Source organism: Burkholderia vietnamiensis LMG 10929, assembly GCF_000959445.1.
GTDB classification, from domain to species: Bacteria; Pseudomonadota; Gammaproteobacteria; order Burkholderiales; family Burkholderiaceae; genus Burkholderia; species Burkholderia vietnamiensis.
This window is the reverse complement of the sequence record NZ_CP009630.1, coordinates 544644-566939: the sequence shown is the minus strand read 5'-3', so window position 1 is coordinate 566939 and position 22296 is coordinate 544644. Positions and strand designations below refer to the sequence as shown.

The 22296-nt window shown below is 67.3% G+C and carries 17 protein-coding genes; 7 read left to right on the top strand and 10 right to left on the bottom strand.

What is annotated here, in order from left to right; translation table 11 throughout:
* Positions 1–63: 63 nt before the first annotated feature.
* The 5 genes from sctD to AK36_RS02845 form a co-directional block, all read right to left on the bottom strand.
* Positions 64–1488, bottom strand: a complete 1425-nt coding sequence (gene sctD, locus AK36_RS02865) for a type III secretion system inner membrane ring subunit SctD (RefSeq protein WP_045578399.1) — start codon at positions 1486–1488, stop codon at positions 64–66.
* A complete protein-coding gene (sctC, locus tag AK36_RS02860) occupies positions 1469–3517 on the bottom strand; it encodes a type III secretion system outer membrane ring subunit SctC (protein WP_045577812.1) in 2049 nt (682 codons plus the stop codon). Before sctC ends, sctD begins: the two co-directional genes overlap by 20 nt.
* Positions 3517–3795, bottom strand: a complete 279-nt coding sequence (gene sctS, locus AK36_RS02855; RefSeq protein WP_034194311.1) for a type III secretion system export apparatus subunit SctS — start codon at positions 3793–3795, stop codon at positions 3517–3519. Before sctS ends, sctC begins: the two co-directional genes overlap by 1 nt.
* Positions 3792–5993 (bottom strand): type III secretion system export apparatus subunit SctV, encoded by a 2202-nt coding sequence (gene sctV / locus AK36_RS02850; RefSeq protein WP_045578398.1) that lies wholly within the window; start codon positions 5991–5993, stop codon positions 3792–3794. The genes sctS and sctV overlap by 4 nt, the downstream gene beginning before the upstream one ends.
* Positions 5994–6254: 261 nt before the next feature.
* Entirely contained in the window at positions 6255–7088 is an 834-nt protein-coding gene (locus tag AK36_RS02845) for a helix-turn-helix transcriptional regulator (RefSeq protein WP_011882614.1), read from the bottom strand.
* A 279-nt stretch (positions 7089–7367) separates the two neighbouring features.
* Between AK36_RS02845 and AK36_RS02840 the strand changes: the two genes are divergently transcribed.
* Positions 7368–8276, top strand: coding sequence for a helix-turn-helix transcriptional regulator (locus AK36_RS02840; protein ID WP_045578397.1), 909 nt, complete (start codon positions 7368–7370; stop codon positions 8274–8276).
* A gap of 107 nt (positions 8277–8383) precedes the next feature.
* Here AK36_RS02840 and AK36_RS02835 read toward each other — a convergent pair whose 3' ends face one another.
* Both AK36_RS02835 and AK36_RS33875 read right to left on the bottom strand, forming a co-directional pair.
* A complete protein-coding gene (locus tag AK36_RS02835; RefSeq protein ID WP_011882616.1) occupies positions 8384–10030 on the bottom strand; it encodes an Nramp family divalent metal transporter in 1647 nt (548 codons plus the stop codon).
* A gap of 103 nt (positions 10031–10133) precedes the next feature.
* A complete protein-coding gene (locus AK36_RS33875) occupies positions 10134–10271 on the bottom strand; it encodes a hypothetical protein (RefSeq protein WP_014725409.1) in 138 nt (45 codons plus the stop codon).
* Between the two features lie 1115 nt (positions 10272–11386).
* Between AK36_RS33875 and AK36_RS02830 the strand changes: the two genes are divergently transcribed.
* The 4 genes from AK36_RS02830 to AK36_RS02815 all read left to right on the top strand — a co-directional run bounded on the left by AK36_RS02830 (position 11387) and on the right by AK36_RS02815 (position 14188).
* Entirely contained in the window at positions 11387–11617 is a 231-nt protein-coding gene (locus AK36_RS02830) for a hypothetical protein (protein WP_014725412.1), read from the top strand.
* 90 nt (positions 11618–11707) lie between these two features.
* The gene (locus AK36_RS02825; RefSeq protein ID WP_045577811.1) at positions 11708–13189 is read left to right on the top strand and encodes a carbohydrate porin; all 1482 of its coding nucleotides are present in this window, start codon (positions 11708–11710) and stop codon (positions 13187–13189) included.
* 305 nt (positions 13190–13494) lie between these two features.
* Complete coding sequence (locus AK36_RS02820) at positions 13495–13827, top strand: barstar family protein (RefSeq protein ID WP_045577810.1); 333 nt, start codon at positions 13495–13497, stop codon at positions 13825–13827.
* Positions 13828–13921: 94 nt separating this feature from the next.
* Positions 13922–14188: a hypothetical protein gene (locus tag AK36_RS02815; RefSeq protein WP_144410611.1), complete on the top strand. Its 267-nt coding sequence runs from the start codon at positions 13922–13924 to the stop codon at positions 14186–14188.
* Positions 14189–14959: 771 nt separating this feature from the next.
* Here AK36_RS02815 and treA read toward each other — a convergent pair.
* Complete coding sequence (gene treA / locus AK36_RS02810) at positions 14960–16675, bottom strand: alpha,alpha-trehalase TreA (RefSeq protein WP_045577808.1); 1716 nt, start codon at positions 16673–16675, stop codon at positions 14960–14962.
* A gap of 308 nt (positions 16676–16983) precedes the next feature.
* Here treA and AK36_RS02805 point away from each other — a divergent pair, with 308 nt between their 5' ends.
* Positions 16984–18372 (top strand): MFS transporter, encoded by a 1389-nt coding sequence (locus tag AK36_RS02805; RefSeq protein WP_014725415.1) that lies wholly within the window; start codon positions 16984–16986, stop codon positions 18370–18372.
* Positions 18373–18706: 334 nt separating this feature from the next.
* A complete protein-coding gene (locus AK36_RS02800) occupies positions 18707–19918 on the top strand; it encodes a winged helix-turn-helix domain-containing protein (protein ID WP_011882623.1) in 1212 nt (403 codons plus the stop codon).
* 40 nt (positions 19919–19958) lie between these two features.
* Here the strand turns inward: AK36_RS02800 and AK36_RS02795 are convergent, their stop codons facing one another.
* Positions 19959–21068: an alpha/beta fold hydrolase gene (locus tag AK36_RS02795; RefSeq protein ID WP_045577807.1), complete on the bottom strand. Its 1110-nt coding sequence runs from the start codon at positions 21066–21068 to the stop codon at positions 19959–19961.
* Positions 21065–22285: an acetate/propionate family kinase gene (locus AK36_RS02790; RefSeq protein ID WP_045578396.1), complete on the bottom strand. Its 1221-nt coding sequence runs from the start codon at positions 22283–22285 to the stop codon at positions 21065–21067. The genes AK36_RS02795 and AK36_RS02790 overlap by 4 nt, the downstream gene beginning before the upstream one ends.
* Positions 22286–22296 lie beyond the last annotated feature (11 nt).

The following is a 22296-nucleotide window of genomic DNA, read 5'->3' as shown; positions in this document are numbered from 1 at the left end:
ATGCGTGCGGCGCGTCGCGTGATGCGCGCACCGCTCGCGCGATGCGCATGACCTGTCGCGGCGCTAGTGCGCCGCGTCCTTCGTTGCGTCCTTCGCCACGTCCTTTGCTGCGCCGGCCGGGGCGACGGCGGACGTCGTCGGCGGCGTCGCTGGCGCTTCCGGCAGCAGCGTCGGCCCCGGCACCGGCTGCGCGACGCCGGCCGCCGCGCCACTCGCGAGCGGCGCCACGGGCGGCGCCGGCACGCGCTCGGGCGCGCTCGCCTGCGGACCACCGAGCGGCATCGTGATGCGCTGGCCGTTGCGCTCGAACACCACCTCGTCGGGGCCGATCGACACGACGGTCGGCCCTTCCTTCAACCGCGCGCCTTCGAAATAGCGGCTGCCGTCGACCGTCTCGATGTAGCGCTGGTCGCCGTCGCCAGCGAACACGGTCGTGATCTCCGGAATCCCCGCGACGCCGCCGAGCGTCGTCGCCGTGCGCGGCGCGCCGGCATCGGCGTCGCGCACGTGGTCGACTACCTCGAGCGCCGGGCGCGCGTCCTTCATGTAGTTGCGGATGCGCGGCTCGATCTGCGCGCGCTGGGCCGCGCCGGTCAGCTCGATGCGGCCGCGGCCGAGATAGGCGACCGTCAGCGGCGTGTCGCTGAAATAAGTCTGCGCGGTCGCGACGAGATCGCTGACCACGTAGATGTTGCCGAGCGCCGCGTTGTCGACGCCCGCGACGATTTGCGCGACGCGTTCGCGCGCGGCCGGATCGGCGACGTAGCCCGACACGATCACGCCGTCGTCGCGCGGCGCGACGGCCAGCTCCGGATACGCGTGCAGCAGCTGCTGCAACCGGTGCGTGCGCGCGAGCACCGACTCGTGCTGCCACGGCAGCCGCCCCGACCACGCGACGAAGCCGTAGCCGAGCGCGCCGAGCAGCACGCCGGTCCACAGCGCCGCCAGCACGATCACGAGCCGTCGGCCGCCGAGCCGGCGCAGCCCGCCCGTGAGCCACGCGAGCCAGGCGGCGTCGTGCGCGGCGTGCGGCGCATCCGCGTCGTCGGGCACCGCGACGCTAGCCTGCGCGTGGCGCGCGATGCCGAGCTTGATCGAGCCCACCGTCACGACGTCCTGCGGCGTCATCGAGCGGCGTCCCGCGCCGATCGGCGCGTCGTTGAACAGCACCGGCGCCGCGCCTTCGCCACCGTGGTTCTGCACGGTCACCGCGAGCGCGCCGACCTGCAGGCACACCTGCTTCGCGCCGATCTCGCGATCGGGCAGGATCACCTCGCAATCGGCCGCCGTGCCGACCCAGTTCGCGCCGCGCGCGAGCGACATCGTGCGCCCGTACATCGGCCCGCTGAGGAAGCACAGATTCCACGGCGACGCGAGCGCGGCCGCGGCACCGCCTGCACCGCCTGCACCGACGACGCCCGCAGCGCCGCCTGCCGCGCCGCCGGGCAACGGGCCGTCGCCGTGCGGTTCAATGATGGTCGTCGACATGGGCAGGCGCTCCTGCAGTCGCCGCCACGGGCTGCGACGCCGCATCGGGCGGCGGCGGCAGCGCGGGCGGGCCGAATTTGGTGCCGGGCAGCGGCCGCGGCGTGAGCGGCACCGCGACGTCGTTGTCGGGCGGCCGATACATCGACATCGCGTTCGGGTCGGCCGGCGCGTCCGCGCCCGGATTCACCGGCGAGCCGTCGGGCGCATACATCGACGCGTTCGTCACCACGCGCGGCGTCAGCAGGTAGAAGCGCTCCATGTGGTTGCCCGACTTGTCGGTGTACTTGAACAGGTTGCCGATCAGCGGAATGTCCGACAGCCACGGCACGCCGCTCTTGTTGAGCCGCACCTCGTCGTCGTTGAAGCCGGCGATCAGCAGGCTCTTGCCTTCGTCGATCATCGTCTTGGTGACGATGTTGCGCTGCTGGATCACCGGCACGTTCGACACCGCCTGCCCCGGCACGATGTTGCCGTCCTGGATGTCGATCGACATCATCACGCTCTGCGGCGTGCCCGACACCGCGGCCGCATGGCGGATCGCCTCGTCGACGATCATCGGCGTGACCTTGATGCTCGTCCCCGTCGTCACGCTGTACAGCGACGAATCCTGATAGCCCTGCACCTGCACGTAGAACTGCGTGAGGTTCTCGAGGATCGCCTCGGTGTTGTCGAGCGCGAGCACCTTCGGCTTCGAGCGCAGCTGCGCCTGCCCCTTCTGCGCGAGCGCGTTGACGCGCGTGAGCAGGTAGTTGCGCAGCGACCCGCCGATCGACGCCGTCAACGCGATGCCGGTCGGCATGAAGGTGCCGGTCTGGCCGGTTTCCGACGCGCCGATGCCGAACGTGAGCGGCGGGTTGCCCGCGCCGTTGTACTGCGTGTTGCCGTTCAGCGGATTCTGGCCGTTGCCGATCTGCACGTCGCCATGCGTCGTGTGCAGGCGCCAGTCGATCCCGAGGCTGTCGAGCGAATCCTCGTTGATGTCGATGATCGTCACGTTGATCTCGACGATGCGCGGCCGCTCGTCGAGCTGGTCGATCAGCGACTGGTAGCGGTACATGTTCTCCGGCAGGTCGCGCACGATCACCGCGTTGATCGCCGGATCGGCGACGATCTGCGGCAGCGCATCGCCGCCGCCACCGGCCGAGAACGGCGAGATGCCGCCCGCGGCGCTGTCCGCGCCGCCGTAGCCGCCGTAGCCGCCCTGCCGCGGGCCGCCGGAAATATCGGGGAAGTCGAGCCGCGGCACCGCGATCGTGAGCCCCGAGCCGAGCTTCACCTGACGCGCGGCCTGCCCGAGCGGCGTGCTCGACGGCAGCGCGCTCGTGCTGCCGTCCCGGCCGAACAGCCGGCGCAGGATCGACGCGACGCCCGGCACCGTCACCTCCTTGCCCGAGCGGTTGATCGTGAAGTCCGACGCCCAGCCGTACTTCAGCCGGAACGCGCGGATGTCCGCGTGCGCGCCGTTCGCCGACGGATCGCCGACCGAGCCGACCGCCTGCCGCACCAGCTCGACGTAGCGGCGCGGGCCGGCCACGTAGACGCTGTTGGCGCGATCGTTGATCACGAGCGTGTAGCGCTTGTCCGGAATCTGCATCGCCTGCAGCGCGCGGCCGATCTCGCCGGCCGCGTTCGGCGGGATCGGGATCATCTGCGTCTGCGACTGGTCGGCCGGATCGACGTACAGGAACGAGCCGTCGTAGTACCACGTGAGCCCGTAGGTCGAGCAGATCGTGTCGAGCGTCTGCTGCGGCGTGCCCGAGAAGCGGCCGCTGATCACGCCGTCGACCTTCGGATCGACCACGGCCGTCACGCCCTGCGACGACGCGAGCTCGCGGATGAAGTCGCCGATCTTCTTGCCGTTCGCGACGATCGTGAACGGCTTGTTGCGCCAGCGCAGGTCCGCCGCGCGCGCCGGTTGCGCGACCGTCATGCACAGCGCCGCGGCGAGCAGCGCGGTCGCGCACATCGCGAATGCGGCGCGTTGCAGGCGGCGCGGTTGAATCCGGATCGGGGCGACGCGTCGACGCATCAAAGCACTCCTGTGGAAGAAACGAACATGCGTTCCAGCGCCTGCTGCGCGAAGCGCAGCACTTCGCCGCCGAGCCAGCCGGACAGCAGCACCAGCGCGACCATCACGGCGATCAGCCGCACCGCGATGCCGATGTTGGCGTCCTGCACCTGCGTGACGGCCTGCAGGATCGCGACGACGAGGCCCGTGACGGTGGCGATCGCGACGATCGGCAGCGACAGCAGCAGCACCAGCATCAGCGCCTGACGCGTCAGGTCGAGAATCGTCGAGCTGGTCATTGCACGGCTCCCGGTGCGCGCACGCCGGCGCCCGCGCCGACCGTGCCGTCGTCGGGCGGGTTCTTCACCCACCCGACCGTGTGCAGCTGCACGTCCTCCTCGATCTCCTGATACGACAGCACGGGCAAATCGGGCAGCACCGGCTGCAGGATCGTCTTCACGTAGCGGCGCGCGCCGAGCGCGACCATCACCGCGAGCCTCGGCGTGCCGGCGGCGGCGCCGTGCGCGGCCGGTGCGGCCTGTGCGGTGTTGGCGATCGCGCGCACCTGTTCGCCGATGTCCTGCTTGACCGCGCTCGACAGCGCGAGGAAATTGCCCTGCTTGGTGCGCATCACCGCGTTCTCGATGCGCTCCTGCAGGTTCTGCTCGAACAGCACGACGCGCAGTTGCCGCGTTGCGCCCGCATGACGGTCGGTGATCATCCGGCGCAGGTCGACGCGCACCAGCTCGACCAGCGCGATCACGTCGTCGGGCTCGTTCGGCGCCCACGTGATGAGGCTTTCGAAAATCACGCGCAGGTTGCGGATCGGCACCTGTTCGGCGAGCAGCCGGCGCAACACCTCGGTGATGCGCTGCAGCGGCACGAGCCGCGTCAGCTCGCCGACCAGCTCCGGATGATCGCGGCGCACCAGATGCACGAGCGCCTGCGTCTCCTGGATTCCGAGCAGTTCGTCCGCGTGCTGGCGCACGATCTGCTCGACGTGCGCGGCGAGCGCCGCTTCGCTCGTCAGCCACTTGCCGTCCGGCGCCGCGCCGTCGGGCTTGATCCACAGCGCGGTCGCGAACGGGCCGAATGCTTCGGCCGGCTGGCGTTCCGCGCGCTCCGGCAGCGGTGCCACGCCATCCCACAGCAGCCAGCCCGGCTTCAGCGCGCCGTGCGCGACCAGCACGTCCTGCAGGTAGATCCGGTAGCTCGACGCCGGTGCGCCTTCGTCGTCGTTCAACGTGATGCGCGGAAACACCGTGCCGATGTCCGCGTCGACGCGCGCCTTCGCGCTCGACAGCGCCGTCTGCAGCTGCGCGAGGTTCAGCGCCGCGCGCAGATCGTCCGACAGCGACACCGCGATCAGCGACGTGATGCCCGCCGCGTGCGACACCTTCGCCGGCTGCCCGTCGTCGGCCGCGCCGATGCGGCCGGCGACGTGGATCAGGTTGAAGCTCGGCGCCGTCGTCTTGCGCTTCAGCTGCGCCACCGCGAACGCACCGAGGCCGAGCGCGATGAGCGCGAACGACCATTTCGGGAAGCCGGGCACGACCAGGAAGCCGGCCAGCACCAGCGCCGCGATGAGGAGCGCGCGCGGATGTGCGCCGAGCTGCTCGCCCAGCTGTTCGCCGAGCTGGCGCTGCCGCGCATCGCGCGTGGCGACGCGCGTCGTCACGATGCCGGCCGCGATCGACACGAGCAGCGACGGAATCTGCGACGCCATGCCGTCGCCGACCGTCAGGATCGCGTAGCGTTGCAGCGCCTCGCCGATGTCCATTCCGTGCATCAGCGTGCCGACAGCGATCCCCGCGACGATGTTGATGAACGCGATCACGAGGCCCGCGATCGCGTCGCCCTTGACGAACTTCATCGCGCCGTCCATCGCGCCGTGCATCTGCGATTCCTGCTCGAGCTTCTCGCGGCGTTCGCGCGCTTCGTCGGCGCTGATGATGCCGGCGCGCAGGTCGGCGTCGATGCTCATCTGCTTGCCCGGCATCGCGTCGAGCGAGAAGCGCGCGCCGACTTCGGCCACGCGTTCGGAGCCCTTCGCGATCACGATGAACTGCACGACCGCGATCACGAGGAACACCACGCCGCCGACCACGACGTTGTTGCCGACCACCAGCCGCCCGAACGCGTCGATCACGTGGCCGGCGTTCGCATGCAGCAGGATCAGCTTGCACGACGCGATGTTCAGCGCGAGCCGGAACAGCGTCGTGAACAGCAGCAGCGCCGGAAACGCCGAAAAACTGACGGCGGACGGCACATAGGTGGACACGGTCAGCAGCACGACGCTGGCGGCGAGGTTCAGCGAGATCATCCCGTCGAGCGCGGCCTGCGGCAGCGGCAGGATGAACAGCGCGACCACCGACACGATGAACGCGGCGAGAAACAGATCGGCGCGCGGCGACGCGCCGAGACGCTGCCCGGACACGCCCCGGCCGGCGGAAAAAATCCGCTGCCAGTCGCGGGGAAGCGCCTTGGGTTCTGCCATCGTGCCGTCGTCCTGTCGTTGTCGTCGCGCGACGCGGGCCGTCATGCCCCGCAGTGCGGACCGTTGAATGGGACGAGTGTAGCGACGCGCAACCGCGCAAAAACGGGCGCGCCTCGTAGCGTTCCGGCGGTTTTACGGCAGCCGCCGAAACGGACTACGAAACCCGATGACGGCCGTCGCGGCGCGCGGCCGTCGCGGCGCGCGGCCGGAACCGCTTCCATCGCGCGGCGGGCGCCGCGCGGGCCTCCCATGACCTCAGGCTCAGGACTCCAGACGACGTCCGGCGAGATAGGCGAGCTGCGCGCGGTTGCGCACGTTGAACAGTTTTTCGAGCGAGCGGATGTGGTGGCCGACCTTGTGCAACGAGGTGCGCAGCGCGCTCGCGATTTCCTGGTCGGACAGCCCGTGCACGAGGCGCTCGAGCACCTGCTGCTGCTCGTCGCCGAGCGCGAAGCCGCGCATGCGCGCGACGCGCGCCTCGAGGAACGGCAACGCGACGCGATGCACGGCGAGGCTCACCGACAGCGCGCCGCCGATCACGCGATCGTCGATCCATTCCGTGCCGTGGCTCTCCGACGTCAGGTTCACCGCGACACGCAGATCGAGCCGCGGCGCCGACAGGCTGAAGATCACGCCGCTGTTCATCGCATGCGCACGCAGGTGTCCAGCCAGCGCGAGCACCTTGCGATCGCCGCTCGCGTGCGCGACGCCTTCGATGTCGTCGAGCCGCCACGCGACCGGAAAACCGCTTTGCCGAACCTGCGCGAAGCGCGGATCGTTCTCGTACAGCATGCCCTCGATATACGGCTGCATGAAGGTCGGCGGCGCAAGATCGCGCAACAGATGCGCGCACAGAATGCGCCGCCCGATCATCTCGTATGCGCCGTAGCCGAGCGTGCTGAATCCGATTTGTCTCAAGCGCGCATGGCATTGCGCGAAATCGAGCGTAGATGTGTCCGATTTACCGGATGGAATGCGCGCGCCGGTAAAAACGTCGCGCTCGACGGCGTGAATTTCCGTCGAATAAGCGGCAGCGGCCGCGATATCCGTTTGCGAAAACCATTCGACGCGCGGTGCGTCGTCAGCATGTGTCATGAGGCGCCCACCCTTTCCCAATATGTGAACCTGCCCCGTCACGATCTGGTCTTTTATTTATGATTTTCTGGTCGGCTGTATGCGCACGCGAGCATGAACCTTTCGCGGCGATTAGTATTACGGCATATTACGCGTACCCAGGCATTTTTGTACAATGCCCCCGCGTTTCGTCAGGATGACGATCGGCGCAAATCATAACGATGCTCGATCGCACGCCGCTCACACCGTGTACGACACGGCAACTGCCCGGCGATGCGCGTCGATTCCGAGGGATGGCTCATGTCCGATATTGCATTGCATGAAGAAGCGGTCGCCCCAGGCAGCATGGCCCGTTTGTCGCAGCGTCCGATCGCGAACGCAAACGCGTCGAGGGAGCGGCCGGTGCAGGTCGTCTGGTGCGACGACGTCAAGCTCGGCGAGGTCGCGCAGCCGAACGCGCCGAAGCTCGGCGTCGCCGATACGCTCGCGCAGGCGCAAAGCACGGCCGAGCGCAACCGGATCGTCGCGAGCCTGCTGCACCTGACCGGCTTCTCGACCTTCGCGTATTTCGCGCTCGAGTTCTCGCGCGAGCACGTCGAGAGTCTCTATCTGCACGAGGCGTTCACGCCGGCCACCTACCGCGGCGACTACGTGCGCCACAGCCATCACGACGTCGATCCGCGCACGCTCGGCGCGCGTGTGTGCAACATGCCGATCGTGTGGGATCTGCAACAGCTGCGCCGCGAGCATCGCGAGCGCGACGGCGGCCCGTGCGTGACGTCGGCCGCGCTCGACGGTTTCCTGCAGACGATGCAGGACGACGGGATGTGCAGCGGCATCATGTATTCGATGGCCGTGCCCGGCACCCGGCTGCATGCGTTCATGAGCTTCACCGCGCCGCGCCGCACCCGCGAATGGATCGCGCCGACGACGATCGAGCAGGCGCTGTCGATCGGGCTGTCGGTGCACAAGTTCGCGTCGCCGCAGCTGATCGCGACGTCGCGCGAACGCGCGATCAACGGGCTCACGCCGTTCGAGCAGGAACTGTTGCTGGGCATCGCGGAAGGCGCCTCGGACAAGGAGATCGGCCGGCGCCTCGACACCAGCGCGCACAACGTCGACTATCACCTGCGCAAGCTGCGCAAGCGCTTCGGCGTCGCGAACCGGATTCAGCTCACGTACCTCACGTCGAAGCTCGAGTTGATCTGACGCGGGCAACGCAGCGGCGTAAGCAACCGCTCATGCTACTGCGTAAACGAACATGCCGGCCTCGCGGGCCGGCATGTTCGCATGTAGCGCGACCACCGCGCGCCGCGCTACTTCAGCAACGTCATCTGCACGACCTTGACGATCACCAAGCCCACCGCCACCACCAGATAGCCGCGCAGCACGGCCATCCACACGCGCGTCGCGACGGTCATCTTCTGCGGCGTGAGCGAATCGAGCGGCGGCATGCGCCACGCGTCGCGCAGCGAGCGATCGATGCCAGGCTCGACGACGCGCCGGTTGCGGCGGATCAGCACCGTCGCGAGATAGCCGGCGATCGCGAGCACGGTGCCGCCCACCAGCACGTCGACGATCGCTTCGCCGCTGATGTCCGGGTACATCACCGAGGCGGTCAGGATGATCGACAGCAGCACGAGCACCCAGATCACCGCGCCCGTGAACACGTTCAGCCGCGTCGAGTTGACCCACGGCCCGAGCACCTGGCGATCGTTGCACAGCACGAGCAGGAACACCGTGGCGCTCGGCAGCAGCACGCCGGCGAGCGTCTGCACCGCTTCGGTCAAGAGGCCGAGCGGGCTGCCCGGAATCAGCACCAGCGCGGCCGCGGCCGCGACGATCCCGAAGTAGACGAGATAGAAGCCCTTCGCATCGGACACGCCGCGATGCAGCGAATGGCGGATCTTGAACACGTCGCCGATCGCGTACGCGGTCGACAGCGACACGGCCGCGGCGCCGATGATGCATGCGTCGAGCAGCGCGACCGCGAACAGCGTCGCGCTCGTGCGGCCCGCGTATTTCTCGAGGCCGGCGATGATGCCGCCCGCATCGGTGAAGTTGCCGGCTTCCGGATGGCCGCCGAACAGCGCGGCGCTGAAGCCGATCATCGCGACCGCGCCGATCAGCACGAACGCGATGCCGATCCACAGATCGATCTTCTCGTACTTCATGAAGCGCGGCGTGATGCGCTTGTCGATCACGTAGCTCTGCTGGAAGAACAGCTGCCACGGCGCGACCGTCGTACCGACGATGCCGATCACGAGCAGCATCACGTCCGACAGCTTCGCGTGCGCGGGCCAGTTCGGGATGAAGAAGTCGCGCGACATCTGCGACACCGGCGGATGGATCGACACGAGCACCGGCACGAGCAGCAGGCTCAGCACGCACAGCACGATCGCGAAGCGCTCGAAGCGCCGGAAGTCTCCGGTACTCACCGCGGCCATCGTCAGCGCGGCCGCGACGCACACGCCAGCCACCTTCGGGAGCCCGAAGAATGCGAGCACGAACGTGATGCCGATGAACTCCGTGACGATCGTCAACGCGTTGAGCAGGAACAGGTCGATCACGCTGAACGCACCCCAGAACTTGCCGAAGCGCTCGAAGATCAGCCGTGCATGGCCCACGCCCGTGACAGCGCCGAGCCGCAGCACCATTTCCTGGTTCACGTACAGCACCGGCACGAGCAGCAGCAGCGTCCACAGCAGCGTCGTGCCGTAGTTCTGGCCGGCCTGCGTATAGGTGCCGAACGCGCCGGCATCGTTGTCGCCGACCATCACGATCAGACCGGGCCCGATGATCGCCAGCAGCGTGCGCAGCCGCGCCCACCAGGTGCCGCGCGCGGCGGTGTCGTGATGCGCGATCGTGCCGAGCGCGCCGCGGATGTCGCCCAGGTGGGCTTCGTCGAGCACGGCGCTGCGTTCGACGGCGATCGGTGGAGAGACGTTCGATGGCGTGGACATGATGAATTCCGTACGGCAGATGTGTTTGGCCAAGCGCGTGGCCTTGGCATACGCGCGCGGAGCGGCCGCCGCGCGCATGCCGAGGCTTGCTCGGTGCTGCGATTCAGTGGAACAGCGACTTCAAGCGGGAGATGAAGCGCGAGAACACCCGCGGGCGGGCGTCGAGTGTCAGCATCGCGTCGTAGTGACGGCGCGATTCCGTGACGTGCGGAAGGTTCGACAGCAGAAGGCCGAAGTTCATGATCTGGCTCCTTGGCGGGCGGCATGCATGCCGGGCCGCGTGGTGGGCGCGGGGCCAGTCCGGGGCTGAACGATGCGTCAGGCTAGTCGGCCGGAAAGTCCCTGCGATCCCGGTTCAATTGGGTCGGTGGGTGCAACGGGCATAAGGGACAACTGTCACTGTCGTTCATGGCGGCTCCTGTGCGGTGTTCCGGAGAACACGGTTGGCCGCCGCGCGGCGCGCGGACCGTCGTTCGGGCGCAGGCGAAACGCATGCGCGAACGCGGCCGCGCAACGAGCGGCGGCGAAACCGGAATGCGGATGCGCGAACGCATCACGCCGACCGGCGCGAATCAGGGTGCACGTAGGGAGTTACTGCGGAAACTGCTGCGCGCACCGTTTGCCTGACGGACAAACGGCGGCTTCGATGAGGCGCGGACGTCGGTCGCTCAGGCGGAAATTTCGTTCGAAGATCGACTACTGCAGGCGTCCAAGGCGGCGGCCCCAAGAGTGAAGATGCCGGATTCTATGGATCGCCCGAAAGTGAAGTCAACCCCTGGAAACGCCATTTCCCGAAATAATTTTCGCGGCCGCCGACGCTGAAAGATTTGCGCTCGACATCACGCGGCGCAACCTTTCAGCGCGTCGCGGCGCGGCGTTGCGCCGATGCGCGCGAACAACGGTGCAACGCCCGCCGGGGCACGCTTTGACGCGCTGCGTCGCGCCGCCGCCAGGGGCTCGTCACCGCGCATCGGCGCGCCGCGACCGCAGCTTTCATGCGATTTTTGCTTGCACCGCAGCAAAAGTCGCGACTACAATCCGCCCCAAATTCATCACGGGAGTCCCCTCCGTGGACACTAGCTCCAGTTGCAGTTCGGGGCCGGTTCAGGCCGGCCAAGCCATCGCGAGATAGCAGCCAGGCTCACGTCTTTCGCCGCTAGCTCGCATCAGTCGGGTTAGCGCGCTTCCTTCGGCCGGCATTGCCGGCACGTCCGTCGCACGCTTCCGTTACGTTTCAATCGCCGATCGCAGGCCGCGTGCCGCGCCCGCGCTCGGTCACGCCGTCCGGCATGCGCCGGTGCGGCCGGAGGCAGCGTCATGGTCGTTCAATCGTTTTCACTCAGACTCGAGCGATGCTTGCAGGCAGGACGCACGCGCTGTGCGCTCGGCAGGCGCTCCCCGCTTGCGCACGCACGCCGCCACCGGCGCGACGCCGCACGCGTGCAGCTGCGTGCCGCGTGGCGCGCGCTCGATTGCGCGCTGCTCGCCGCGATGGCCGCGGCCGTCGCGCTCGGCGCGCTGCTCTGCGCGAGCGCATCGCGAGTCGGCTTCGCGCAGGTTTCGCGCGTCGCCGGCTGGCTGCCGTAACGGGCATCGCCACGCGCGCTTAGCAACGCGCGCTGCACTGCAATCTTTCTTCATCAATCTCACTGATCGGACCGCCACACGGAAAATCACATGAAGAACCATCTCAAACCCGTCGCTCGCAAGCCGCGCCTGCCGGCGTTCGCCACGCTGCTGCTGTCGCTGGCGTCCGCTCCGGCGCTCGCGCAAGCGCTGCCGCCCGCGGCCGCGCCGGACCCGGTTGCCGGCGCGAGCGGCGCCGCTGCCCCCACCCAGGCCGCCGATGCTGCCGAGCCCACCGGTTTGTGGGAACGGTCGAACCTGTTCGGCAACATCGGCGGCCTGCGCGACGTGCTCGGCGAGCACGGCGTCACGCTGAACCTGCAGGAAACCAGCGAGTACCTGTACAACGCCGCGGGCGGCACGCAGCGCGGCGGCGCCTATCAGGGGCTCACGCAGTTCGGCTTCACCGTCGATGCGCAGAAGGCGATCGGGCTGCCGGGCGGCACGTTCAACGTGTCGGGGCTGCAGATCCACGGCACCAACCTCACGTCGCGCTATCTGCAGACGCTGCAGACGGCGACCGGCATCGAGGCGAATTCGACCACGCGCCTGTGGGAGCTGTGGTACCAGCAGGCGTTTTTCGACGGCAAGGCGGACGTGCGGATCGGCCAGCAGAGCGTCGACCAGGAGTTCATGGTCAGCCAGTACGCGGCGACGTTCATCAACTCGACGTTCGGCTGGCCGGTGCTGCCGGCCACCGACCTGCCGGCCGGCGGCCCGGCGTATCCGCTGTCGTCGCTCGGCGTGCGCTTGCGCGTGAAGCCGGCCGACGCGTGGACGGCAATGATCGGCGTCTACGACGGCAACGCGGCCGGCCGCAGCGACGGCGATGCGCAGACGCTGAACGCGCACGGCACCAACTTCAACCTGCGCAGCGGCGCATTCGTGATCGGCGAGCTGCAGTACGCGCTGAACGCGCCGTCGTCCGACCCGAAGGCGCCGCCGCCGGCCGGCCTGCCCGGCACCTACAAGATCGGCTTCTGGTATCAGACGCAGCACGCGAACGATCCGCGCGTCGGCACCGACGGGCTGTCGCTCGCGAACCCCGCCAGCAACGGGATTGCGGCCACGCATCACGGCAACTACGGCTTCTATGCGGGCGCGGACCAGATGATCTGGCGGCCGGCGCCGGACAGCCCGCGTTCGGTCGGCGTGTTCGCGCGCGTGATGGGCGCGCCGGGCGATCGCAACATCGTCGATTTCGCGGCCAATGCGGGCATCACGCTCAAGGCGCCGTTCCGCGGCCGCGACGACGACACGGCCGGCATCGCGATCGGCTATACCAAGATCGGCTCGCATGCGCGCGCGCTCGACGGCGACACCGGCACGTATCAGACGCCCGGCTACCCGGTGCGCCGCGCGGAAACGGTGATCGAGGCGACCTACCAGTATCAGGTCGCGCCGTGGTGGCAGTTGCAGGCCGACCTGCAGCACTTCTTCCGGCCGGGCGGCGGGATCCCGAACCCGAACGCGGCCGGCGCGCGCATCGGGGATGAAACGGTGATCGGGGTGCGCACTACGATTACGTTCTGATGGGCGGGTTGGGTGGGAGGTGCCGCACCTCACCGTCGCTCGCGCGGCAGTGCGGTGCGTGGTCGAACGGGCAGTCGGCTTGGGGATTGGGCTTCGGCTACTGCTGCGGCAGCTGATCCCCGGCGGTCGCAGCCGATTGCCGTTAGCTGTATTAAGGCCGGCTAGACCAAATAGACAGAACCAGATCGGCTGACTCGGTTCGGCCAGGAACGGTCACTGGTACTCGGTGCAAGAATCGTCAACGATCCGACGATGGAGCATCTATCGGAACCGGTCAGACGCAAAATGGAATTCGGAATAGCGCGATGACGAACGTATTCGTAGACACGACTAAAATTACGGACTGGCCTTCATTCCATCGGGTCTTCTCGCAGATCTTTGGTTTTCCCGCGTTTTATGGCAACAACATGGACGCGTTGATTGACTGTTTGAGTTACCTCGATGATCCCGAGGCCGCGATGACGAGCTTGCATGTTAGGCCGGGAGAGACGTTGGCGATACAGCTTGGCGCTGTCATCAGTTTCAGAAGGCGCTGTCCAGATCTATTCGAGTCTTTGCAAGACGCGTGCGCTTTCGTGAACTGGCGACGTACGCGCGAGCATGGGGCCGCTTTGGTCGCACTGTCGTACTATGACTGAATCGAAGGGCGCACTGCGGCCAGTTTCAGACACTCGACGATACGGACTAGATCGCCGACAATGATCAGTACCCGCTTGCCTTTGGTCAATATCGATGAAAGTTTCGAGAGATTTCGGAATCGTTGTCCGGCGGGCTGCGCTAGCAGCCAAGAATGTCGACATATCGTCGGTCATGGTCGAATTCAATTTTCGGGAATATTTTGACGAATCCGATAGTTTCTTGTCGCTTGGCCCGTTCTTCGGCGGCGATGCGGGCGATGAGTGCACGAAGTCATTGGAACGGCTTGGGCTGACATACATCGATGACTTTTTTGTCTTTGAGCAGTTTGTGCCCGCCTGGTGTTCGTTCGAAGTATTTTGATATGAGTGGCGATATCGAGTTGCCGAGGTTGAATCCGCAGCCAAAAGCGGTTGCTCGACGCTGCAGCCTAGATCGACGACATCGACCAAGGTGAGCGAAATTCAAATGAAGAGCGGATGCGCTAGCGCAGAGTCCGCCACAGGCGACCGGCTGCAATACAACAGGAAGCTCTATGCCGACATTCTCGTGGGAACCGTTGGATTTCCTTGAAGCACTTGAAGTCCCTCCAGTCGAGGAAGAGTATGGGATCTCCTATCGGTATCTCGTTTCGAGAGCCTCCGTTTTCTTGAGTCTAACTATATGGCCGCTCAATTGCGACGTTGAGATTTTGCTTGGCAATGCGGGGGCAGAGCCGCTTGTTCGGCTCAACTTGTTGGATTGTCCAGGTGCACGTGTCATGCGAGACGACGGTCGGACATATATCGAATTCTGTACCGCCAAAGTATTCGAAGGGCGATTCGACCAGACACATACGCCGCCTTACGGATTTCGATTGCAAATCGAGCCGTTTATTCAGATCTCGACGTTTTCGTACCCCGTCTAATAAAACTTTGACGTTGGCGACAAGGTCCGTCGCGGTCAATTACCTAGGGTGGTACGATTGTCCGCCACCGAACGACCGCTTTGGGGACATCCTACTGACCGCTCCGGGTCGATCGCGCCCCCTTGACGAAGCAACCCCAAAGCAATCCCCGACCTGATCTCCCGCTGACCGGGAGATCAGGTCTCGACCAACGCACGTTAGTCGCCACACGTCAGCGCCAACCGCCGCTACTCCCCATACAACCCGAGCAGTTTCAGCGTGACGCCGTTGGTCCACCCAAAGCCGTCCTGCAGCGGATATTCCCCGCCACCACCGCCGCCCTCGCCGGCGCCCTCCACCACGTACTTCTCGACGAGCTTGCCTTCGGTCGCATACACGTGCTTCACGTCGGCGAGAAAGCGCGTGCCGATGTCCTTCGCGAGCGCCGGTTCGCCGTAGCGCCGCAACCCTTCGATCGCGATCCATTGCAGCGGCGCCCAGCCATTCGGCGCATCCCACTGCTGGCCGGTGTTCTGCGTCGTCGTCGCGAGGCCGCCCGGCTGCAACAGCGTCTTGCGTACCTCGCGCGCGGTCGCCTTCGCGCGCTCCGGCCACGCGACGCCGGCAAACAGCGGATACAGCGCAGCGGCCGTCACGCCGTCGCGCGGCTTGCGCAACTGCCAGTCGTAATCGCCGTAATAGCCGTGGCGGTTCCACAGATAGCGGTTGATCGCGGCGGCGCGGCGCGCGGCCCGCGCGGAAAAATCGACCACGCATCCGACGTCGCGCGCGACCGTGCAGCCCTTCACGATCGTCGTCTCGAGATGGAACATCAGGCTGTTCAGGTCGACCGGCACGATCGACGTCGTGCGGATCGTCGCGAGCGTCCTGCCGTCGCCAAACCAGCGCGAGCTGTAGTCCCAGCCGCTTTCGGCGCCCGCGCGCAGGTCGCGGTACACGTCGTTCGCCGGACGGCTCGGCACGGCCTTCGCCGTCGTCACGTCCTCGAGATACGACTCGTCGCGCGGCGTGTCGCTCGCATCCCAGTAGCGATTGAGCACCGCGCCGTCCGGCATCGCGACCACGTGGCGCACGGCCTCGCCGCGCGGCGCCGCGCTTTCGCCCTGCATCCAGTACGCATACTCCTTGCGCAGCGCCGGCAGATACTTCTGGTAGACCGTGTCGCCTTCCGCCCGCGCGGCGAGCGTGACCATGTACGCGAAGAACGGCGGCTGCGAGCGGCTCGCGTAGTACGTGCGGTTGCCGTTCGGGATGTGGCCCACCGTGTCGATCAGGTACGCGAAGTTGTCGAGCATGTCGTCGACCAGATCCTCGCGCCCCGACACCTGCAGCCCGAGCATCGTGAAATAGGTGTCCCAGTAGTAGCCTTCGCGGAACCGGCCGCCGGGCACGACGTACGGCTTCGGCATCGGAACCAGCGAACTGTACGGCGGCACGCTCGTCGTGGTCCGCGTGAGCTGCGGCCACAGCCAGTCGATGTGCTGACGCAGCGTCAGGTTCGCGGGCGGCGTGACGCCACCCTGCGGCGGCGCCGTGAAGTACTGGTCGACGAACGCCTTCAGCGAGAAGCCCGGCTGGGATTTCTGTTGCTGATACAACTGGACGATCGTCGCCGGATCGGTATTGGGCGTCGCGTCGACGAACGTCTTCTGGTCGGGATAGAGCTGCGCGGTCTGCACCGCGACGAACAGGTCGCCGTACAGCTGGCTCGGCGGCGGCAGCAGCGCGCCCGATGCGGCGCTTGCCGGCGCTGCGGCCGTCTGCATCGCGGGCTGGCTCGCCGCGTGGTTCGCATTGTCGGCCTGTGCGGCGCAGCCGGCGACGGCAAGATAAGCGATGGCAAGTACGGCCGCGCAGCGCGGACGCGGCGCAGGCATGGACGTGGACGTGGACGGATGCAGACCGGGATGTGATGCGATCGATTCGGCACGACGCGATGTCATGACGTGTCCCCTCCTTTCGGTGGCCAGTGGATCGGCAGGGGTCTCGTTCGCGCGGGCGCTCGTCTCGATGGCCGTCGATCGATGCGCATTGTGGTGTTTCGCTGATGTGGGTGGACTGTCGCACGAAACGCGCGACGCGCGCAAGTCGGGCTGGGCGCGTCGCCGGGAGCCGAGGCGCCGGCGCAGTCGTCTCTGCTTCGCGACGCCGTAACAGGAACGACTATTGCAACATGCGGAACACGCGCACGGCTGCGTGACGCGATCCCCACAATGTGGGCATAATGGCGCCTTTACCGCGCGCCCTGCCCATGTCGCCCGTCTTTCTAGCACCGCTCATCGTTGCCTGTGCGTTGTTCATGGAAAGCGTCGACGCCAACATCATCGTCACCGCGCTGCCCGCGATGGCGAGAGACTTCGGGCACAGTCCCGTCACCCTGAACATCGCGATCACGGCCTACGTGGTCGGCCTCGGCGTCTTCATCCCGATCTGCGGATGGCTCGCCGACCGCTTCAGCGCACGTTCGGTATTCCGCACCGCGATCGGCATTTTCGTCGCCGGCTCGCTGTTGTGCGCGGCCTCCAACTCGCTCGGCCTGCTGACCTTCGCGCGCTTCGTGCAGGGCGTCGGCGGCGCGATGATGGTGCCGGTCGGCCGCATCATCATCTTCCGCGCGGTGCCGCGCGCCGAGCTCGTGCGCGCGATGAACTACCTCGCGATTCCCGCGCTGTTCGGCCCCACGCTCGGGCCGCTGGTCGGCGGCTTCATCACGACCTATCTGCACTGGCGGATGATCTTCTTCATCAACGTACCGATCGGCATCTACGGCATCTATCTGGCGAGCAAGCACATCGCGAATACGCACGAGCCCGATCCCGGCCCGCTCGACTGGTTCGGGTTCCTGTTGTCGGCGAGCGGCGCCGCGCTGCTGCTGATGGGGCTGACGCTGATCGACGGCGCGCTCACGTCGCGCGGCAACGCGATCGCGATGTGCGCGGTCGGCGCGGCGATGCTCGCGCTGTACGTGCCGTACGCGCGCCGCAAGACGCGGCCGGTGCTCGATCTGAGCTTCCTGAAGATTCCGACCTACCACGCGAGCGTGGTAGGCGGCTCGCTGTTCCGGATCGGCCTCGGCGCGGTGCCGTTCCTGCTGCCGCTCGCGCTGCAGGAAGGACTCGGCATGAGCGCGTTCCACTCCGGGCTGATCACCTGCGCGTCGGCGCTCGGCGGCGCGGTGAGCCGCTCGACGGCCACCCATACGCTGCGCCGCTTCGGCTTTCGCACGGTACTGATCTACAACGCCGCGTTCGCCGGGCTCGCGATCGCCGCATACGGCGTGTTCCATCCGGGCATGCCGACCTGGGCGATCTGGACCATCGTGCTGGTGGGCGGAATCTTTCCCGCGCTGCAGTTCACGAGCCTCAACTCGATGATCTACGCCGATATTTCGCAGGCCGATGCAGGGCGCGCGACGAGCCTCGGCAGCGTCGTCCAGCAGATGTCGCTCGGGCTCGGCGTGACGGTCGCCGGCCTCGTGCTGCATCTGTCGCACTGGCTGCAGGGGCATCAGACGATGGTGTGGTCGGACTTCTGGCCGGCGTTCGTCGTGGTCGGGCTGTGCTCGTTCGCGTCGATTCCGATCACGCGCCGGCTGCCGCCGGGCGCCGGCGACGAGGTCGCGCGCGGCAAGCGGAAATGATGCGCCAGATGGGCTGAAGAACAGGATTCGGCTCGTGACGGACCACGAAAAAAACAGCGGACATCCACACGGGGCCGGTGCACAGCCGCATGGATGTCCGCTCAGGGCTCCGGGTTCCTCGTGGGGGTTGAGAATCCCGGATCTGCTTCCTGCGTGCCATTGACATATGTGCGTCGGAAGCCGAATCGTTGCGCGCCTGTTTCATCGCGTCATGGCAGCACTATAAGGAAACTCGGGCCGCGCATCTGTCAAGCATTGTCAGACACGCGGCGTGCACGCGCGCGCCGCTTTCGCGCTACAGTGATGCCCGACCGCCACCTCAGCCGCCGTCCCGATGCTCACGCTCTCGCCCGCCGCCGCCCGCGCATTGCATCTCGCCGCGCAGGGCCTGCTGACCCCGCCGCGCCGCAAGGCCACGAAGGCCGACGTCCTCGATGCGATCCGCCGCATGGCGCAATTGCAGATCGACACCATTCACGTCGTCGCGCGCAGCCCGTATCTGGTGCTGTTCAGCCGCGTCGGCAACTTCGACCCGCGTTGGCTCGACGAGCATCTCGCCGAAGCGCGCCTGTTCGAATACTGGTCGCACGAAGCGTGCTTCCTGCCCGTCGAGCAGTTCGGGCTGATGCGCTACAAGATGCTCGACCCGCGCGGAATGGGATGGAAATACGCGGCCGACTGGCACGCGCAGAATCGCGCGGAGATCGACTCGCTGCTGGCGCGGATCCGCGCGCAAGGCCCGGTGAAATCGGCGGATTTCGTCCGTGAGGATGGCGTAACAGGCAACGGCTGGTGGGACCGCAAACCCGAGAAGAAGCACCTGGAAGTGCTGTTCACATTAGGCGAGCTGATGGTATCGGAGCGCCGCAATTTCCAGCGGATCTATGACGTGCGCGAACGCGTGCTGCCCGACTGGGACGATGCGTGCGACCTGCCGCCGCGCGAGGCGGTGCTGCCGGCGCTGCTCGACTACACCTGCCGCGCGCTCGGCGTCGTGCGCGCGGACTGGGTCGCCGATTACTACCGGCTGCCGCGCCGCTCGTATCGTGCCGAACTCGACGCGCTCGCGGGCGCGGGCGAGCTGATTCCGGTCGAAGTGGCCAGCTGGAAGGAGCCGGCCTACGTGCATCGCTCGCTCGACGCATTGCTGCCGGCCGCCGCGGCGGACACGCTGCGCTCGACGGTGACGACGCTGCTGTCGCCGTTCGATCCGGTGGTGTGGGACCGCCGGCGTGCGTCGACGCTGTTCGGATTCGACTACACGATCGAGTGCTATACGCCTGCGCACAAGCGGCGCTACGGCTACTTCTGCCTGCCGGTGCTGCATCGCGGCCGGCTGATCGGACGCGTCGACGCGAAAGCGCATCGCGCGCTCGGCACGTTCGAACTGAAGGCCGTGCACGTCGAGCCCGGCGTGCGATTCGGCACGGGGCTCGCGGCCGATGTCGCGAAGGCCGTGCAACGGCTGGCGGCGTGGCATGGCACGCCGCAGGTGACGGTCGCGCACGCGCCGCCGGAATTGACGAAGGCACTGGCCGGCGCATGAGCGGGCGGGCGCGCCGGCCGCGCCGCGCCAACCGCCTGCATCAACGCTGCTGCGCGATCCACGCAGCGATCCCCGGCCACGTGTCCTTCAACGTGCGCGATCCCATGAACAGCCCGATGTGGCCGCCCGGCACGAGCCGGCTCGTCACCTGCTCCGCCGGCGTGCCGAGATACTGCTGCGCGCCGAACACCTGCTCGCGCGTCGTGATGTCGTCGGTTTCGCCGGCGAGCAGGAATGCGGGACAGCGCACGTCCTTCAGGTCGAGCGTGCGGCCCAGCGCAACGAAGGTGCCGCGCGCGAGCCGGTTTTCCTTGAAGATCTGCTGGATCGCCTGCAGATACCAGCGGCCCGGCAGGTCGATCGGGCTCTCGTACCAGCTCGCGAATATCTCGCGCTTGCGCAGGTAATCCGGGTCGTCGAGATGTTCGTAGAGATCGACGTGGTCGGCCAGATAATGCTGGTCGGGATGCATGTTCTTCCAGCCGCGCAGCATGAAACGTCCGCGCATCAGGCCGCCGCCCATCGCAACGAGCTCCTCGTAGAACGACAGCGGATAGGTATGCGCCATCTGTTTGATCGGGCCGTCGCCCGCGTCCGTGTCGATCGGCGAGCCCGCGAGCACGAGGCTCGCGACCTTGTGCGGGAAGCGCGCCGCGTACATCGCAGACATCCAGCCGCCCTGACACAGCCCGACCAGGTTCACGCGCCCGCCCAGCTCGTCGATACACACGTTCAGTTCGGCAAGGTACTGGTCGATCTCGAGATCCTTCATGTCCTCGGTCGCCGAACGCCAGTCGGTCAGGTAGAGCCGCGTGACGCCGTGCTCGCGCAGCGTCTGCATCAGGCTCTGCCCCGGCTGGTAATCGGCGATCATCGCGCTGTGGCCGGCATACGGCGCATCGACGATCGTCGGCAGCCCTTGCGGCTGCGCCGTCGAGTAGTCGCGAAAGATCATCGTGCGCAGCTCGAGCAGCGGCCGGTTCTCCGTGGCGAGCGCCGGACGTTGGCCGAAGTGCAGCTTCTCCTCCTCCGCGACGAATCGCAGATTGCGGGCAGTGAGTTCGGAGCCGGCTTCGAACAGCGTGGCGGCGGCCGCCATCGGCCAGAAGATCGGCAGCGACGCCGTCGCGGGTCGGTGAGTGGATTTCATCGGGATAGTGAGGCGCTCGAGGTCGAAGGAGAAGATACCGCGCCGTCCAGCACGCGGCGCGTGTGACGCGCGATCATCAAATTCTCGTCGGTCGGCATCACGCGCACCGTCACGCGCGACGCGTCGGTCGAGATCACCGCGCGGCCGGCCGCGTTCGCGCTTGCGTCGACGGCGATGCCGAGCCACGCGGCGCGCGCGCAGATCAGCTCGCGCACGCGCGGCGCATGCTCGCCGACGCCCGCGGTGAACACCAGCGTATCGACGCCGCCGAGCACGCCGGCCAGCGCGGCCATCTCGCGCGCGACGCGATACGCGAACAGCTCGACCGCATGCGCGGCCGAAGGCGCATCGCTCGCGAGCAGCGTGCGCATGTCGCTCGACACGCCCGACACGCCGAGCAGCCCGGATTCCGCATAGATCAGATGCTCGACGTCATCGACGGAACGCCCGTCGTGTCGCAGCAAGTACAGGATCACGCCGGGGTCGAGGCTGCCCGTGCGCGTGCCCATCGGCAGCCCGTCGACGGCGGTGAAGCCCATCGTCGTCGCGACGCTGCGGCCCTGCTCGAGCGCGCACAGGCTCGCGCCGTTGCCGAGATGCGCGATGATGGTGCGGCGCTGCCGCCACGCGGGATCGAGTTCCGCGAGCACGCCCGACACATATTCGTACGACAGCCCATGAAAGCCGTAGCGCACGATGCCCTGTTCGGTGAGCGTGCGCGGCAGCGCAAATTCCCGCTCGAGCGCGGGCATCGTCGCATGGAACGCGGTGTCGAAACAGGCGACCTGCGGCAGCTCGGGCGCGAACGCGGCGACCGCGCGAATCGCATCGACATGATGCGGCTGGTGCAGCGGCGCCAGCGGCGCCAGCGATGCGATCGTCTCCAGCACGCGCGCATCGATCCGCACCGGCGCGGTGAAATACGGGCCACCGTGCACGACGCGGTGGCCGACGCCGTCGAACGCCGCCTCGCGCCCGACGTGATCGGCGAACCACGCGTGCAGCGCTTCGATCGCCGCATGATGGCCGGGGCGTGCGACCGCGCGATCGGCGAGCAGCACTCCGTGCGCATCGACCACGGTGAGACGCGGCGCGACGTGCAGGCTGTCGATCTGCCCATGCACGCCGGCGTCGAGCGACCGGTCGTCACGCGTGTCGTACACCGAAAATTTCAGGCTCGACGAGCCTGCGTTCAGAACCAGCACCGGATGCCGCATCGCCGCCTCCT